This window comes from Candidatus Margulisiibacteriota bacterium (assembly GCA_041650855.1).
GTDB lineage: Bacteria > Margulisbacteria > WOR-1 > O2-12-FULL-45-9 > XYB2-FULL-48-7 > JALOPZ01.
Genome location: JBAZKJ010000001.1, coordinates 283,298 through 299,251, shown reverse-complemented (window position 1 = coordinate 299,251; position 15,954 = coordinate 283,298). Strand labels below are relative to the sequence as shown.

The following is a 15,954-nucleotide window of genomic DNA, read 5'->3' as shown; positions in this document are numbered from 1 at the left end:
GTAAAGGGAGGGATCAGGATGAAAAAGGATTTGAAGTGGATCGCGTTCATTTGCCTGGTTGGGTTGGCGGGTTTCATCGGCCTCAGCACGCTGGTCGCGGGTTGCGGGGAAAGACAGGAGACCACCCTGTACTATTACGGCCCCAGCTGGACGCGGGCCGGCGACCTGATCCTGATCAAGGGGCTGCAGACCGTCCGCAAGGACGTGATCGGCACCCAGCTCGGCTCCAGCTACACCGAATCGCTGGTCACCATGAGCACGGCGGGGGCGGCGGAGACTTTCCTGCTCGACGTGACCAATAAGCCGCCGTACTCGATGTCGGTCTCCCCGGTCAGCGATTATCTGCTCTATCTCGACGAGCTGCGCAGCGGCCTGTTCGGCAAGGCGGTGATCCTCAACATCGCGGCCGGCGCCCATACGGGGCTGGACAAGGTCGAACTGGCGTTCAACCCGGGGATCAAAGCGGCGGACTGGTCAAGCGACGGCCAGAAGATCGTTTATTGCACGACCGCCGAGGTCCGCACCGTCAACCTGGACGGCACCGGCGACACGCTGGTGGTCGCGGCGAACGAGCTCTCCTTTGTCGCCTGGAAGAACGGGAGCCGCATCGCTTTCGTCTATAACAACGGCACCGACAACGTGCTCTCCCTGATCAAGGCGGACGGGACCGGCCGGGTCGACCTGGCGGCCGCCGCTTCGGTCGCCGACCCGCAGATCGATCCGCTTAACAATAACCTCATTTGGGGCTTGGCGGGGGGCAGTTTTTGCGGCACCGATGCCGGCGCCGCCGTTCCCGCGACCAGCGAGGTCCTGGCCGGCTGCAAGGCCGATCTCCCCCGGCTGAACCAGGCGGGCGGCAAGATCGTGTACGACAAACTGGGCGAACAGAGCGGTGTCTACCTGCTTGATCTGGCAACCTCGGCGGAAAGCAAGGTCAAGTAAGTGAAGGATTTCCTCTCTATTCACGATCTGACGGCCCGCGAGGTCGTCCAGATCCTGGACCTGGCCGCCGACCTGAAGGACAAGCAGAAAAAACAGGTCAAGCACGAGTACCTGTGGGCCAAATCGCTGGCGATGATCTTCGAAAAACCGTCGACCCGGACCCGCGTCTCCTTTGAGATCGGGATCTGGCAGCTGGGCGGCCTCGGCATCAACCTGGACCAGGAGGCGACCGGCCTCGGGACCCGGGAATCCATTCCCGACGTCGCCCGGACGCTCTCCCGTTTTGCCGACGCGATCCTGATCCGGACCTTCGCCCACGCCAAGGTGATCGAGCTGGCGAAGTACGCCTCGGTCCCGGTGATCAACGCCCTGTCCGACGAATCGCACCCGTGCCAGGCGCTCTCCGACGTTTTTACGATCATCGAAAAGAAGGGGCACGACCTGAAGAAGCTCAAGCTCGCCTACATCGGCGACGGCAACAACGTCTGTAATTCGCTGATGTACGCGGCGGCCAAGGTCGGACTGAACATGGCGATCGCCACTCCTCCCGGCTACGAACCGGCGGAAGCGGTCACCGCCAAAGCGTTAACGGACGCGAAAAAGGCCGGAGTGGAACTGGCGATCTTAAATGACCCGGTCGTGGCGGCCAAGGACGCCGATATTATCTATACCGACGTTTGGGCTTCGATGGGGCAGGAGAGCGAAGCGCAAAAACGGGCCGGCATCTTCAGTTATTATCAGGTGAATAAAGAGCTGGTCAAGTTGGCTAAGCCGGACTATATTTTCATGCACTGCCTGCCGGCGCACCGCGGCCAGGAAGTGACCGAAGAGGTCATTGAATCCAAAAATTCGGTCGTTTTTGACCAGGCGGAGAACCGCCTTCACGTCCAGAAGGCGATCCTGGTCAAATTGTTAGGAGGGGATCATGCCCAAAATCAATAAAGTCGTACTCGCTTATTCCGGCGGCCTGGACACTTCGATCATGATCAAGTGGCTAAAGGATAATTACGGCTGCCAGGTCGTCTGCTACGCCGCCGACGTCGGCCAGGCGGAAGAGCTGAACGGCTTGCGGCAGAAAGCGCTCAAGACCGGCGCCGCCAAGATCTACATTGAAGACCTCAAAGACGAGTTCGCCCGCGATTTTGTTTTCCCGATGCTCAAGGCGGGCGCGATCTACGAGAACCAGTACCTGCTCGGCACCTCCGTTGCCCGGCCGGTGATCGCCAAGCGGCAGGTGGAGATCGCCAAGAAGGAAAAGGCCGACGCGGTCGCCCACGGCGCCACCGGCAAAGGGAACGACCAGGTCCGTTTTGAGCTGACCTTCAAGGCGCTGGCGCCGAATTTAAAGATAATCGCTCCCTGGCGGGAGTGGGAACTGGGCGGCCGGGAAGAGGAGATCGCCTACGCGCGCGAGCATCATATCCCGGTCCCGGTGACCAAGAAGAAACCGTACTCCTCGGACCGCAACCTCTGGCACATCAGCTATGAAGGCGGGATCCTCGAAGACCCGTGGTTCGAACCGAAAGAGGACATGTTCCTGCTGACCGTCGCCCCGGAAAAAGCGCCGAATAAGCCGGAATACGTCGAAATTGAATTTGTTAAAGGCGAACCGGTGGCGGTCAACGGCCGGAAAATGCCGCCGGTCCGGCTGATCGCCGCGCTGAACAAGATCGGCGGCCGGCACGGGGTCGGCCGCGTCGATATCGTAGAGAACCGGCTGGTCGGCATCAAATCGCGCGGCGTCTACGAGACGCCGGGCGGCACGATCCTCTACGCCGCCCACCAGGCGGTGGAGACGCTGACGCTCGACCGCGACGTCCAGCATTACAAATCGCAGGTCGCCCAGCGCTACGCCGAACTGGTCTACTACGGCCAGTGGTTCACGCCGCTCAAGGAAGCGCTCGACGCCTTCATCGACCGGACCCAGGAGCACGTCAGCGGCGTCGCCCGGTTGAAACTATACAAGGGGAGCTGCACCGTGGTCGGCCGCAAGGCCAAACGGTCGCTCTACCGGCCGGACCTGGCGACCTTTGAAAAAGAAGCCGTTTATAACCAGCAGGACGCCGAAGGGTTCATCAATCTCTTCGGCTTGCCGCTCAAAGTCGCCGCTTTGCTCCGCCGGTGATCGACTTCAGCTGGTTATTCGCGGCCAGCGAGCTGTTGGCCGGATTGTTTTGCCTCAGTGTCGGTTTAGTTGTCCGCTACCGGCTGCAGGACCGGCTGACGGCCGCGTTCCTTAGCATCACGCTCGGCCTCGCCCTGGCCGGCGGCTTTCAAGCGCTGCTGCGGATCGCGCCCGACCTGATACTGGCCGACCTCTGCTGGGACCTGGCCACGGTCGGCTGGGTGGTCATGATGACGTCATACCTGCATTTTGCCCTGATCTTTGCCAGGCGAGAGCCAAAATACCCGATCCTGATCTACCTGGTTGGCCTGCCGGTCCTGGTCCTGGCGGCGGCGACCGGCCTGACGACGACGGGCTTCGTTCGGACGCCGTTCGGCTTGTTGTTCAAACCCGGGTTCTTATATCCGCTATACCTGACGACGCTGCAGCTGTACTTGCTGGTCGGGCTCGGCTTTATCACCGGCGTTCTCCTCCGGGCGCCGGAGTTTTACCGGCGCAAACAGGCCCGGTACATTATCATTGCAACGCTGCTGCCGCAGGTCTTTGGCTTGCTCTTTGACCAGCTGGCGGTCGTCAGCCAGCTGACGCTGTTCCCCCTGGCGGTCTTCTTCGCGGCGCTGACCAGCGGTTCGATCGGTTACATCATTATCAAGTTCTTTCCTTTGCGGACCGTTTCCCCCGGAGAGGCGGCGGAGGCGGCCGCGCTGGCCTTGTCCGACCCGCTCTTCCTGACCGATGAACGCCAGACCATCAATTACGTCAACCAGGCCGCCTGCCGGTTGGTCGGCTGCCGCGCCGATGAATTGCTCGGGAAAGAGCTCGGGACGGTTTATCGGCACGACAACGGCCAGGCGGAGGCGATCCGGCAAAAGTCCGGCGTTTTTGAGCCGGTAGAGATGCGCTCTTTCCCGATTACCGGCGGTCGGGGCTTCATTTACCTGGCCCGGGCGCTGGGGCCGATCGCCCGTTCCCGGGCCGCGACGCAGCGGGCGACCGCCGAGCTAAACGGGCTGGTCAAACGCGAAGAGCGGACCATCACTTTCCTTTTTGAACTGTCACGGCAGAAAGATGAAGCGGCGCTCGAATTGGCCTGGGACAAGATCAAGCGGGAAGGGCTGGAGTTGCAGGCGACCCTGCAGCCGGTTTACCAGCTGATGCGCGATTACGCGCGGATCCTGGCTGAGACCGAAAGGACGCGCGACGCGCTCCTGAGCCAGACCAGGCAGCTGACAATGCTTAATGAATTGCTGGTCGGCCGGGACCGCACTTTCAGCGAATTAAAAGAGGAATACCGGAGGCTGCAGGGATGATCCGCTTAGCCTATTATTTCGATCTCGTCGGCCTCGCCCTTTCCCTGACGGTCATTTTCGGGATCACCGTTTTTGTCTGGCGGCAGAACCGCCGCGCGCTCGTCAACCGCTCGTTCGGCTGGCTGGGCGCCGCGATCCTGATCTGGATCGCCACGACCCTGCTGGACCATTTCTGTACTTTACCGGGCCAGGCGGACCTCTTGATTAGACTAAGTTACTTTGGCGGGATCATCGGCGAAATTTTCCTGGTCTATTTTGTGATCGTTTTCCCCCAGGGGAAAGACATCAAGCTTGTTCTCAAGCTGCTGCTGTTCGGGGTGGCGGCCGTTTTTTGCGGTTTGGTCATTTTTACCGATATTTTTGTCGCAGGGATCGTACCGACCGGTAAGCCTTACCTGTATTTGGAACCGATCCGCTACGGCCGTTATCATTTAATTTACGAACTGTATTCTCTGCTGCTCATCGTCGGCGCGATCGGGATGTCGGTCCGGAAATTGCTCTACTACACCGGCGTGGAGCGGAAGAGCAGCGCCCTGCTGACGGCGGCGATCTTTATCGGCGCGCTGGCCACCAACTTTTTTACCCTGTGGCTGCCGCGGCTGGGAGTGGCTCAATTTGACGCGATCGGGCCGATCTCCCTGATCGTCCCGTTCCTGCTGGTCGCTTACGCCATCGCCCGCTACCGGCTTTTCCTGGTCACGCCTCAGGTGGCGGCGGCCGATATTTTGCGGTCGCTCGGCGACCGGGTCCTGGTTTGCGACCTGAACGGCGAGGTGCTTTACCGCGGAGCGGCCGGGGAGCCGTTGCCGGCCGGGGTGATCGGGGAGTTGATCAGAGAGGTCGTCGCCCGCGACGCGGTCGATAATTATTACACCCAGTTGGGCCCGGTCATGGTCAGCCTCTCGGCCCGTTTTCTGACCACCGGCGGCGGGATCGTGATAGTCATCCACGATATCAACGAGCTGGAAAAAGAAGCGGCGGAACTGAAAAAAGCCCAGGCCGCCTTGCACGTCCAGCTGGAAAAGACCAGGAAGATCAGGGAACTGCTCACGGCGATCGCCAGGACGAATGAGCCGGGCGCCGCCGCCGCTTTGCTCGATAAGATCCGGCAAGAACAACAGCTGGGGCCGCAGGACCTGACCGCGCTCAGCCGGATGGCCGAGCTGGCCGGCGACCGGCAGCGGCTGCTGGCGGAGATCGAAGCTGATCAGCGTTCGCTGGCCGCCAAGCTGCCGGAGGTCACGGCGACGCACAAAGCCGGTGTCCAAAGGGAGCTGGAAATGATAGAATTAAAAAAGCAGATCCAGGCACTCAAGGAGGCAAAAGGGATATGAGCAAGGAGAAAAAACCGTGGGCCGGCCGGTTCCGCCAGCCGACGGCTAAAGCGACGGAAGAGTTCACCAGCTCGGTCCATTACGACGTCCGCCTCTATAAACAGGACATTGTCCAGAGCATCGCTTACGCGCGCGCTTTATTGAAGGTACGCGTCCTGAGCGCGGCGGAATGCAAAAAGATCGTCCAGGCGCTGGAAGCGATCATGCGGGAGATCGAGGGCGGCCGGCGCAAGCTCGACATCAGCCTCGAGGACGTCCACATGAACATCGAGTCCGCCCTGATCGAAAAGGTCGGCGAGATGGGAAAAAAACTGCACGCCGGCCGGAGCCGCAACGACCAGGTGGCGACCGATCTGCGGATGTACCTCAAATACGAGGTGACCGAGGTCCTGCTTCTGATCAAGAAGCTCCAGGCCGTTCTGCTGGACCAGGCCGAAGCGAACATCAAGGTGATCATGCCCGGCTATACCCACCTGCAGCGCGCCCAGCCGCTGCTCCTCTCCCACCACTTCATGGCCTATTTTGAAATGCTGCAGCGCGATAAGGAGCGTTTTCTGGCGGCCGGCCGGGAGGCCGACGTCATGACGCTCGGTTCCGGCGCGCTGGCCGGGACGGCCTTTGACATCGACCGGGAAGGGCTGGCGAAAGAGCTCGGTTTTGGCAAACTGTCGCGGAACAGCCTGGACGCCGTGGCCGACCGCGATTTTGCGCTCGATTTTATCGCCGCTTGTGCCCTGCTGATGATGCACCTCTCCCGGTTGTCGGAAGAGCTGGTCATTTGGTCGACCTACGAGTTCAATTTCATCGCCCTGTCGGATAAATACACGACCGGCTCGTCGATCATGCCGCAGAAAAAGAACCCCGACGTGGCGGAGCTCTCGCGCGGCAAGACCGGGCGCGTCTTCGGCGACCTGCTTGCCCTGCTGACGGTGATGAAAGGCTTGCCGCTCGCTTACAACCGCGACATCCAGGAAGACAAGGAAGCGGTCTTCGACGCGGCGGACACGGTCAAGGGCGTGCTCGGCATTTTCCCGGAAATGCTGGCAACCATGAAGGTCAACGCCGAAGAGATGAAAGCGGCCTCCAAGAAAGGTTTCCTGACCGCGACCGACCTGGCTTATTACCTGGTCCGGCGCGGCGTCCCGTTCCGCGAAGCGCACGCGATCGTCGGTAAGATCGTGGCGTATTGCGAAGAGTCGAACATGCAGCTGGAATACATGTCGCTGACGCAGCTCAAACAGTTCTCGGACGCGTTCTCTTACGACGTGACCCGCATCCTCTCGGCGGAAAGCAGCATTGCCAGCCGCGACATGCTGGGGGGGACGGCGCCCACCAGAGTGAAGGAGGCAATTAAGCGTGCCCGAAAAGACCTTTTGCATGATAAAGCCTGACGGGATAGCCCGCGGGTTGGAAAAAACGATCTTGTCCCGGATCGAAAAGACCGGCCTCCAGGTCGAAGTTAGCCGGACGGTCGCGCTGACCCCGGCGGAGGCGGCCGATTTGTACCAACCGCACGCCGGCAAAAAATTCTATCCCGGCCTCGTCAAGTTCATCACCTCCGGTCCGGTCACCGTTTGCCGGGTGGCGGGCGACGGCGCGATCGGCCGCCTGCGGCAGCTGATGGGCGATACCGACCCGCTGGCCGCGGAAAGAGGGACGATCCGCGGCGACCTGCGCGAACCGGACGTGATCAATGAGGACGGCATCATCAAGAACCTGATCCACGGCTCGGACAGCCCGGAATCGGCGGCCAGGGAACTGGCGATCTTCTTTTCCTCGTAATGCGCCGGCTGCTCGCCCTTATTTTACTCCTCAGCTGCGCCTGCCCGCTGGCGGCGCAAAAGCTCGAACAGCTCCCCGAACCGCAGGGCGTCGTTTCCGATTACGCGGAAATAATCGAGCCGGCGGCCAGCGCGAAGATCGTGGAGATGGCCGGCCAGCTGCGCAAGGTCACCTCGGTCAACCTGCAGGTGCTGGTGGTCCGGACGCTGGAAACGCCGGACATCGAAGGTTACAGCCAGCAGCTATACGACCGCTGGGATGTCGGCCGGCGGTCGGCGGGGTTGGACCACGGGGTCTTGCTCTTGGTCTCGCTGCTCGACCGGCGGGTCAAGATCGTGGTCGGCAAGGAAGTCGGCCGGGTCCTGACCCCCAAACTGCGGGAAGACATCGAGTGGTCGGTCCTGGCCCAGCTTTCCAAGGGGATGTTCTCGGAAGGCGTCGACCTAGGGGTGATCGCCATCAGCCAGACGATCATGACCAACTGGCCGAAAGACGAAAAGCCGGGTTTAAAAGTGAACTGGCAAAAAGCGTCAATGCCGCTCTTTTTACTTTTGGTCGTGGCGGTGGCCTTGACGCTGGTCGTCGGCGGCGGGTTCCTGATGGCTTTCGGCACGACGGTCGGCGGCCTGTTCGGTTATATCTTTCTCGGGATGTTCGGCCTGATCATGGGGGGGATGCTCGGTTTTTTTCTCTTTTACAAGCGCAACGACCAGCAGGAACTGTTGTCCCTGTATGAGGGGAAGAAAGCGGTCGAAGAGATGTCATACGGTAAGGTGAAAGATGAGAACAAAAAGTAAGCTGATCGTCGTGGTTTGCGCTGTTTTGCTGGGGGGAACGGTTTGGGCTGCGGGCCTGTCCTTGCCGGAGTACTCCGGTTTCGTCAATGACTACGCGGCGGTCCTGAGCCGGGAAGAAGCGGCCAAGCTTGAAAGTCTGGCCCAGGCGGTAAAGGCCAAGACCGGCGCGGAAATGGCGGTGGCGATCGTATCAACGGCCGCCCCGGCCGACCCAAAGACCTACGCCCACGAATTGTTCAATAAATGGGGGATCGGCCAGAAAGGGAAAGACAACGGCCTGCTGATCTTCCTGGCGATGGCAGAACGGCGGGTGGAGATCGAGGTCGGCTCCGGCCTGGAAGGGGCGATCAACGACGCCAAGGCGGGCGCGGTCCTGGATAAATACGTCATCCCTTATTTTAAACAGGGCCGGTTCGGGGAAGGTCTTTACGAAGGAGCGGCCGCGCTGGCGGCCGAGGTCGCCAAAGAGGCCAAGGTCGAGCTGGGCGACGATTATCAGGCCAAAGCGGTCGCGGGGCGGGGAGCCAGCGAGGAAGACGACCCCTGGGGCACGGCCGCGGTCACGATCCTGATATTATTAATGATGTTCGCGCAGGGGCTCGCTTTCGGGATCATCGGCGCGATAGTCGGCGGGGCGCTCGGTTTTGCGATCGGCGGCCTGTTCGGCGGGCTGGTTGGAGCGCTTCTCGGTTTTGTGGTATCATATTTCTCGTTCGGCCGCGGCCGCTGGTACGGCGGCGGTTGGACCGGCGGCAGCTGGGGCGGGGGCGGCTGGAGCGGCGGCGGCGGTGGTTTTGGCGGGTTTGGCGGCGGAGGCAGCGGCGGCGGCGGCGCGGGGCGAAGCTGGTAATCAAGGAGGAAAAACAATGAACGCAGGAAAATGGTTGATCGGGGCTCTGGTCGTGGCGCTGGTGATCGGAATGTGGGTAGTCGGCCTTTATAACGGGCTGGTCGGCAAGGACCAGAACGTCAAGCAATACTGGGCGCAGATCGAGAACCAGCTGCAGCGGCGCTACGACCTGATCCCGAACCTGGTGGAAACGGTCAAGGGCTATGCCAAGCACGAAAAAGAGCTGCTGGAGAACATCACCGCGGCGCGCTCGGCCTGGGCGGGCGCCAAGACGACCGGCGAAAAGGTCGCCGCGGCCAATCAGGTCGAAGGGGCGCTGGGCCGCCTGATGGTCGTGGTCGAGAACTATCCGCAGCTGAAAGCGTCGGAAAACTTCCGCGCGCTGCAGGATGAACTGGCCGGCACCGAGAACCGGATCAGCTTCGCCCGGCAGAACTACAACGAAGCGGTCCAGGACTACAACACTTCCGCCCGCAGCATCCCGACCGCTTTCTTTGTCGGCCTGTTCGGGTTCGACCGGGAAAAAACGTTCTTCCAGGCGGTCAAGGAAGCGCAGGAAGCACCCAAGGTGAAGTTCTAACCATGAAGATCAGGGTGGAGTGCGGCGCGCTGGAAAAATATCCCTGCGACTTGCTGGTCGTCAACGTTTTTGCCGGCCAAAAGAAGCTGACGGGAGCGACCGCGGCGGTCGATCAGGCGCTGGGCGGCCTGATCTCCAGCCTGATCAAGGACGGCGAGATCGACGGCAAGGCGGGCAAGGTGACGCTCCTCCACTGCCGCGGGCGCCTCAAGGCGAAGAAGGTGGCGGTCGTCGGCCTGGGCGAACACGACAAGCTGGACCTGGAAACGGTCCGGACGGCGTCGGCCGCGGCGATCAAGAAAGCGCGCGACGCCCGGGCGAAAAAGGTCGCCACCATCGTGCACGGCTGCGGCTGCGACGACCTGGCGGCGGCGGAAGCGGCCAAGGCGCTGGTCGAAGGCGCGGTCCTCGGTATTTACAAGTTCGCCGGCTACGCCAAAGAGAAGGATGAGCCGGAATTTTCCCCGGCCGAGCTGGTGCTGGTCGACCGCGACCGGGCCAAGATCGGCAAACTGAGCCGCGGCGCCAAGCTTGGGCTGATCATCGCCGAAGCGGAAAACCACGCCCGCGACCTGGTCAACGAACCGGCCAACCGGATGACGCCGAGCGTGTTCGCCGCGCTGGCCCGGCGGATCGCCCGGATCAATCGCCTGAAGTTCACCCAGCTCAACCCGAAGACCGCGGGGATGGAACTGTTCTGGGCGGTCGCCAAAGGCTCGAACGAGCCGCCCAAGCTGGTCGCTCTGGAGTACCGGGGGAACCCGCGCAGCAAGGAAAAGCTCGCCTTGATCGGCAAAGGGATCACTTTTGATTCGGGCGGCATCTCCCTGAAGCCGTCCAAGAACATGGACGAGATGAAGTCGGACATGGCCGGGGCGGCCGCCGTGCTCGGCGTCATGAGCCTGCTGGCCGACCTGAAGCCGAAACAGAACGTGCTTGGCGTCATCCCGCTGACCGAGAACATGCCGTCGGGGCACGCCACCAAGCCGGGCGACATCGTCGGTTCGCTCTCCGGTTACACCGTTGAAGTCACCAACACCGACGCCGAAGGGCGGATGATCCTGGCCGACGCGATCACTTACGCCCGGCAGCGGAAAGCGACCAAAATGATCGATATCGCCACGCTGACCGGCGGCGCGATCGTGGCGCTGGGCGACGCGGCGACCGCGGTGATGGGGAACGACCAGGCGTTGGTCGACGAAGTGCTGGGCGCCGGCAACCGGAGCGGCCAGAAGATGTGGCAGCTGCCGATCTACGACGAATACAAGGAATCGATGAAGAGCGAGGTGGCGGACCTGAAGAACACGGCCGGCACCGGCAAAGCCCAGCCGAGCACCGGCGCGGCGTTTCTCGCCAAGTTCGTCGGCGAGACGCCGTGGGCGCACCTGGACATCGCCGGCACCGCTTTCCTGCAAAAGGGGCGCGGTTACCTGCCGGCCGGAGCGACCGGCGTGCCGGTCCGCACCCTGATCGAGCTCCTGAACGGATGAGGCCTTTCCTCCCCGTCCTTTTCCTGCTGGCCGTTGTCGGGACGGCCGCGGCCCTGTCCCCGCTCGATCACGAAAACAACCCGGAGTTCGCCGAGCAGTACCGGATCAAGATCTGGAACTCGGCAGGGGGGACGATCGAAGTCAGCCCGGACAAAGGGAAGAGCTGGCGGCAGGTCGGCCGGGTGATCTATCCGTCGGCGCGGACCAATTCCGACGCTTACGCGGCCGCCGCCTGGGTGCCGGACGGCAAGGTCGCCGCCACGGCGGTCAACGCCATCCACCTGAAAGTCTCGGCCGAAGCGGACGGCCGCGGCGTGATCTTCAGCCTGCTGCCGCGCGAACTGCCGGTCAAGCCGCCAGGGTACCGCTCTTATTTTAATCCGACCTCTTCGATCTACACCGATATCCCGGCCGGCACGGCGATCTTCGGCGGCGCTTACGCCCCCTATGTCGGCAATATTATTTTGCTTTCCCGCCCGGGCTACGCGATCGTCGCCTGGCCGACCGGTTATCCGCCGCAGGTCGACGACAAGATCTACATTCTGGTCGACAAGCCGGTCGATTATCCGAAAGAGATCGTGCTGGAGAATAAAAAGGACGGCGCGGTGACCATTACCTACTTTAACGGCTCGGCCAGAACGATCGGCCGCGTCGTGCGGCCGGTCGCCGGCGTCGGCCGGTTCGAGGGAACCAAGTACGCTTCGGTCGGCCGGATCAGGGCCAACCATGCCGGGGTGATCGACGTTTCGACCTCGCGGCTCGGCGCGATCGGCGGCTTCCAGATTGTGCCGGCCCAGCACGGCGCGAACTTGAAATATCCGCTGGCTTCTTCCCAGTGGCTGGTGCTCGGTCCGGCGGACGCGAGCGGCGAAGCGTACGAGGGGCGGGCGCCGTTCTTTAAGTACTTCATCAGGCCGGCCTACGGGCCGGAAGACTTATCGGCCGAAGCGTGGGAGGAAAAACTGCTCGACCGGTTCCTGGTCGAAGTTAAGTTAAAAGGGTCGGACAAGTGGCAGCCGCTGACGGAGTGGGAATTTGACGATTATTTTTTGACCGGTCCGGTGCCGAATTGGGCGAACAACGCGCTGCGCGAGATAACCGCGATCAGGATCCTGTTCCCGCTCGCGCCGCAATAAGTCTTACTGCCACCAGCGGCCTTCGGTCCCGTACTTGAGCTTGATGTTGATCCCGGCGGCGATATCCTGGCCCGGGGTCGGCGATTCGCCGATCCGGCCGCCGATCCAGACTCCCCCCTCAATGAAGAAACCGGGGCCGAACCAGTTGCGGGGGAGAACGCTTCCCAGCCAGGCGTAGATCCCGCCCAGTTCGATCCGCCGCTGGCCTTCGTCGAGCTCCGGATCGAGGGCGACCGGCACAAAGGCCTGGATCCCCCAGCCGGACCACGGTTCGGAACGGATCATGCCGCCGATCTTCGCTTCCAGCGTCAGGACATGGTTGTCGTAATCGTTGCCGAAGTAGCAAGCGTACTTGGCGCCGAGGCGGAAGGTCAGGTAATCCTCGTACAGGTTGAACCGGTAGTAGGGAGTAAAAGTCACGTACTGGGACGGCTCGCCGTCATTGCCCAGGTTATTTGCCCCGTATTCCAGCCGGAATACCGTCTCGTCCCAGTTGTGGCCGACCGTGACGTCGGTCAGCAGGTCGAGCGAAGAGGGAACCTCGTCGTAGGGGCTGTGGACGGTCAGCGGGAGCCGGGCATAGAGCTCCCAGCCGTCGCCCAGGTGCCGCTGGTACTGCGGCTCCAGGACATAATCGACGTGCTGGTGTTGCGAATGATAGAAGTTGTCCGCCGCCGGCTCCCGCTGATCGATGATCTGGCCGGAGAAAAGGAGCCGGTCGGTCTCGTTGTTGATCGGCAGGACGCCGAACTGAAGTTCGCTTCGGTGCAGGGTGTTATTGAGCGAGAAGAACGCGTGCCGGTCGAAAGTGTCCGGCGGCGGTTCGGCCGCCTCCGGTTGCTCTTTGACCTCCGTTGCCTGGGCCGGCGCGGGTTCCGTACTTTTTGCCCTGGTCTGACGGAACGGAGTAAATTGACTATTTGCGCCAAGCGGCGGAAGTACGTCCATGCGTTATTATCGGAGCCAGCAGGGGAAAATTTCAGTTATTTATACTATAATTAGCTATATGGCGGAGAAGTTCTACTTAACTACCCCCCTTTATTACGTCAATGACGTCCCCCACATCGGGCACGCTTACACGACGATCGCCGCCGACGTCCTGGCCCGCTATAAAAGGCGGAAGGGGTATGACGTCCATTTTCTGACCGGGACCGACGAGCACGGGCAAAAGGTCTGGAAAGCGGCTGAGGCGGCCGGCAAGACGCCGCAGCAGTTCGTCGACGATATCGTCGGCCGTTTTAAGGACGCCTGGCAGAAGCTCGGTATCACTTATGACGATTTTATCCGGACGACCGAGCCGCGGCACGAAAAGGCCGTTCAAGCCATCTTCAGCAAGCTGCTCAAGCAGGGCGATATCTATAAAGGGGAGTACGAGGGTTGGTATTGCGTGCCGTGCGAGACGTTCTGGGCGGAGGGGGAGCTGAAAGAGGACATGGAGGGGCGGAAAATTTGCCCCGACTGCGGCCGGGTCACCGATCTGTTGAAAGAAGAGACTTACTACTTTAAACTTTCCCAGTATCAGGACCGGCTGCTCAAGCATTTGGAAGTGAATCCCGCTTCCGTCCAACCCGATGCCCGGCGGAACGAAGTCGTCCAGTTCGTCAAACAGGGCCTCAAGGACCTTTCGATCACCCGGACCGCTTTTCCCTGGGGGGTCGCCGTGCCGGAAGACCCGAAACATGTCGTCTACGTCTGGTTCGACGCGCTGATCAACTACATTTCGGCGATCGGTTACGGGACGGACGACGCGCAACTGAATAAATGGTGGCCGGCCGACGTCCACCTGATGGGGAAGGAGATCGTCCGTTTCCACGCCGTGATCTGGCCGGCGATGCTCATGGCCCTGGACCTGCCGCTCCCCCGCAAGGTCTTTGGCCACGGCTGGTGGACGGTGGAAGGCCAGAAGATGAGCAAGAGCCGGGGGAACGTTGTCGATCCGCTCGCCTTGAGCGCCGAGTACGGCGTCGAACCGGTCCGCTACTTTATCCTGCGCGAGGTCCCCTTTGGCGTCGACGGTGATTTCTCCCTGAACTCGTTCGTCAACCGGTTCAACGCGGACTTGGCGAATGACCTGGGCAACCTGTTGAGCAGGACGTTGACCATGGTGGAGAAGTACTTCAACTCCCAACATCCAACATCCAACATCCAAATGGCGAACAATGACCAATTGACAAGGGAGCTCAACGAACTGATCGCCCGAACACCGGCGGCCGTTGACCAGGCGATGGATAAGCTGGCCTTTTCCGACGCTTTGGCGGCTATCTGGAACCTGGTCAGCAGCGCGAACGTTTACATCGAAAAACAAGCCCCCTGGTCGCTGGCGAAGAAAGGGGAGACCGACAAGTTAGCCGTGGTCCTTGCCACGCTGGTCCAGGCGCTTAAGGTCGCGGCTGACAATTTAACCTCCTTCATGCCCGAGACCGCCCAGAAGATCCTGGCCCAGTTGAACCTGAGCGGTGAGAAGATCGCCAAGGGTGATCCGCTTTTCCCCCGCTTGCAGAAGAAGTAGCTGTCGAAAAACGCTACAATCCTCCTCGTTTTCCTCGTGGCAATAAAATTGCTGATCAAGTATTCATGCTTAACAACCGCCAAACTGCCGTGTTCTGTTCCCAATTAAAAGCTTTGTTAGCGTCGGGCATGCCTCTGTTGGAGGCTTTGGGGATCGTCCGTAGTTTAACGCAGAACAAAAAGTGCTCTGCCCAATTAGCCGGAGCGATCGCGCTGATCAATGATGGCAATCCTTTAAGCCAAGCGGCCGGCGGATTGCTGCCGGTGATGGCGCTGGGCGCGATCGGGGCGGCCGAAAGAGCGGGAGACCTGGAAGAATGCCTGGGGAGGCTTGCCGTCCATTATGAGAACAAGGCGGAACTGCAAGAGAAGCTGATCGGCTCGCTGATCTATCCCGTCTTTGTCCTGATCCTCTGCCTGGCCTCGCTCTTCCTCCTGGTCTTCTTTGTCCTGCCGGGGATGAAAGGCCTGTTCAGCGATCTCAATACCGCCTTGCCCCCCTTGACCAGCTTGGTGTTGAACGGCAGTGACGGGTTGGCCCGTGCCTGGCCGCTCTGGCTCGGTTCAATTCTAACGGCAGTTGCCTGGCTCGTCGTCTTGCGGCAGCGGCAGCCGATCAGGCTGGAGCAGCTCCTTCTCAAGGTTCCGCTCCTAGGTGGCTTGTACCGGCAAGAACTGACCATTCAGTCGTTCGGGACGCTGGGAGCCTTATTGCGGGGCGGGACGCCGATCCTGGAAGCGCTGACGATCACGGCGGGATCCGTCAGCAGCCCTTATTGCCGCCGGGTCATCGGCCGGAGCCGCGAGCGGGTGGAGGATGGGGTAAGGTTGAGCGAAGCGTTCCGGTCATCACGATTTTTCCCGGCCGAGGCTATCCAGATGATCGGGATCGGCGAGGGGAGCGGCCAGCTGGCGGAGATACTGGTTAGCTCCGCTGGATTTCAGGCCAGACAGCGGGAAGCGGCGCTGAAGCGGTTAACCACCTTGCTGGAGCCGGCGTTGACCCTGACCGTCGGCGGGGCGGTCGCCCTGGTCGTCCTGGCTTTGTTCCTCCCCCTGGTCAATATGATTTCCAGCCTGCAGTAGGGTATAATTACGGA

Annotated in this window: 15 protein-coding genes; 14 read left to right on the top strand and 1 reads right to left on the bottom strand. The window is 61.3% G+C overall.

Annotated elements, in window-relative coordinates; translation table 11 throughout:
- The first annotated feature begins 18 nt into the window (after positions 1 to 18).
- From WC529_01530 to WC529_01475, 12 genes are read left to right on the top strand one after another with little or no spacing between them, the layout of a single operon-like run.
- Positions 19 to 942 (top strand): hypothetical protein, encoded by a 924-nt coding sequence (locus WC529_01530; protein MFA5112957.1) that lies wholly within the window; start codon positions 19 to 21, stop codon positions 940 to 942.
- Positions 943 to 1,884 carry an ornithine carbamoyltransferase gene (gene argF / locus WC529_01525; GenBank protein ID MFA5112956.1) on the top strand — a complete coding sequence of 314 codons (942 nt, stop codon included), beginning with the start codon at positions 943 to 945 and terminating at the stop codon, positions 1,882 to 1,884. It begins immediately after the preceding gene.
- Positions 1,868 to 3,067, top strand: coding sequence for an argininosuccinate synthase (locus tag WC529_01520; protein MFA5112955.1), 1,200 nt, complete (start codon positions 1,868 to 1,870; stop codon positions 3,065 to 3,067). Before argF ends, WC529_01520 begins: the two co-directional genes overlap by 17 nt.
- Positions 3,064 to 4,377 (top strand): histidine kinase N-terminal 7TM domain-containing protein, encoded by a 1,314-nt coding sequence (locus WC529_01515; protein ID MFA5112954.1) that lies wholly within the window; start codon positions 3,064 to 3,066, stop codon positions 4,375 to 4,377. The genes WC529_01520 and WC529_01515 overlap by 4 nt, the downstream gene beginning before the upstream one ends.
- Positions 4,374 to 5,711: a histidine kinase N-terminal 7TM domain-containing protein gene (locus WC529_01510; GenBank protein ID MFA5112953.1), complete on the top strand. Its 1,338-nt coding sequence runs from the start codon at positions 4,374 to 4,376 to the stop codon at positions 5,709 to 5,711. Before WC529_01515 ends, WC529_01510 begins: the two co-directional genes overlap by 4 nt.
- The gene (gene argH, locus WC529_01505) at positions 5,708 to 7,102 is read left to right on the top strand and encodes an argininosuccinate lyase (protein ID MFA5112952.1); all 1,395 of its coding nucleotides are present in this window, start codon (positions 5,708 to 5,710) and stop codon (positions 7,100 to 7,102) included. The genes WC529_01510 and argH overlap by 4 nt, the downstream gene beginning before the upstream one ends.
- The gene (locus tag WC529_01500; protein ID MFA5112951.1) at positions 7,089 to 7,493 is read left to right on the top strand and encodes a nucleoside-diphosphate kinase; all 405 of its coding nucleotides are present in this window, start codon (positions 7,089 to 7,091) and stop codon (positions 7,491 to 7,493) included. Before argH ends, WC529_01500 begins: the two co-directional genes overlap by 14 nt.
- The gene (locus WC529_01495) at positions 7,493 to 8,290 is read left to right on the top strand and encodes a TPM domain-containing protein (protein MFA5112950.1); all 798 of its coding nucleotides are present in this window, start codon (positions 7,493 to 7,495) and stop codon (positions 8,288 to 8,290) included. Before WC529_01500 ends, WC529_01495 begins: the two co-directional genes overlap by 1 nt.
- Positions 8,274 to 9,140: a TPM domain-containing protein gene (locus tag WC529_01490; protein ID MFA5112949.1), complete on the top strand. Its 867-nt coding sequence runs from the start codon at positions 8,274 to 8,276 to the stop codon at positions 9,138 to 9,140. Before WC529_01495 ends, WC529_01490 begins: the two co-directional genes overlap by 17 nt.
- A gap of 16 nt (positions 9,141 to 9,156) precedes the next feature.
- Entirely contained in the window at positions 9,157 to 9,720 is a 564-nt protein-coding gene (locus tag WC529_01485; protein MFA5112948.1) for a LemA family protein, read from the top strand.
- Positions 9,721 to 9,722: 2 nt separating this feature from the next.
- Positions 9,723 to 11,210 (top strand): leucyl aminopeptidase, encoded by a 1,488-nt coding sequence (locus WC529_01480; GenBank protein ID MFA5112947.1) that lies wholly within the window; start codon positions 9,723 to 9,725, stop codon positions 11,208 to 11,210.
- Positions 11,207 to 12,346 carry a hypothetical protein gene (locus WC529_01475; GenBank protein MFA5112946.1) on the top strand — a complete coding sequence of 380 codons (1,140 nt, stop codon included), beginning with the start codon at positions 11,207 to 11,209 and terminating at the stop codon, positions 12,344 to 12,346. The genes WC529_01480 and WC529_01475 overlap by 4 nt, the downstream gene beginning before the upstream one ends.
- 3 nt (positions 12,347 to 12,349) lie before the next feature.
- On the opposite strand, the gene WC529_01470 is transcribed toward WC529_01475, so the two are convergent.
- Complete coding sequence (locus tag WC529_01470; protein ID MFA5112945.1) at positions 12,350 to 13,294, bottom strand: hypothetical protein; 945 nt, start codon at positions 13,292 to 13,294, stop codon at positions 12,350 to 12,352.
- Positions 13,295 to 13,352: 58 nt separating this feature from the next.
- Here WC529_01470 and metG point away from each other — a divergent pair, with 58 nt between their 5' ends.
- Both metG and WC529_01460 read left to right on the top strand, forming a co-directional pair.
- Positions 13,353 to 14,855 (top strand): methionine--tRNA ligase, encoded by a 1,503-nt coding sequence (gene metG, locus WC529_01465; GenBank protein MFA5112944.1) that lies wholly within the window; start codon positions 13,353 to 13,355, stop codon positions 14,853 to 14,855.
- Between the two features lie 65 nt (positions 14,856 to 14,920).
- The gene (locus tag WC529_01460) at positions 14,921 to 15,940 is read left to right on the top strand and encodes a type II secretion system F family protein (GenBank protein ID MFA5112943.1); all 1,020 of its coding nucleotides are present in this window, start codon (positions 14,921 to 14,923) and stop codon (positions 15,938 to 15,940) included.
- Positions 15,941 to 15,954: the final 14 nt, after the last annotated feature.

Coding starts and splice junctions, on each gene's coding strand:
- WC529_01530 (MFA5112957.1), top strand. CDS start 19: ATGAAAAAGGATTTGAAGTGGATCGCGTTCATTTGCCTGGTTGGGTTG.
- WC529_01520 (MFA5112955.1), top strand. CDS start 1,868: ATGCCCAAAATCAATAAAGTCGTACTCGCTTATTCCGGCGGCCTGGAC.
- WC529_01510 (MFA5112953.1), top strand. CDS start 4,374: ATGATCCGCTTAGCCTATTATTTCGATCTCGTCGGCCTCGCCCTTTCC.
- argH (MFA5112952.1), top strand. CDS start 5,708: ATGAGCAAGGAGAAAAAACCGTGGGCCGGCCGGTTCCGCCAGCCGACG.
- WC529_01500 (MFA5112951.1), top strand. CDS start 7,089: ATGATAAAGCCTGACGGGATAGCCCGCGGGTTGGAAAAAACGATCTTG.
- WC529_01495 (MFA5112950.1), top strand. CDS start 7,493: ATGCGCCGGCTGCTCGCCCTTATTTTACTCCTCAGCTGCGCCTGCCCG.
- WC529_01490 (MFA5112949.1), top strand. CDS start 8,274: ATGAGAACAAAAAGTAAGCTGATCGTCGTGGTTTGCGCTGTTTTGCTG.
- WC529_01485 (MFA5112948.1), top strand. CDS start 9,157: ATGAACGCAGGAAAATGGTTGATCGGGGCTCTGGTCGTGGCGCTGGTG.
- WC529_01480 (MFA5112947.1), top strand. CDS start 9,723: ATGAAGATCAGGGTGGAGTGCGGCGCGCTGGAAAAATATCCCTGCGAC.
- WC529_01475 (MFA5112946.1), top strand. CDS start 11,207: ATGAGGCCTTTCCTCCCCGTCCTTTTCCTGCTGGCCGTTGTCGGGACG.
- WC529_01470 (MFA5112945.1), bottom strand. CDS start 13,294: ATGGACGTACTTCCGCCGCTTGGCGCAAATAGTCAATTTACTCCGTTC.
- metG (MFA5112944.1), top strand. CDS start 13,353: ATGGCGGAGAAGTTCTACTTAACTACCCCCCTTTATTACGTCAATGAC.
- WC529_01460 (MFA5112943.1), top strand. CDS start 14,921: ATGCTTAACAACCGCCAAACTGCCGTGTTCTGTTCCCAATTAAAAGCT.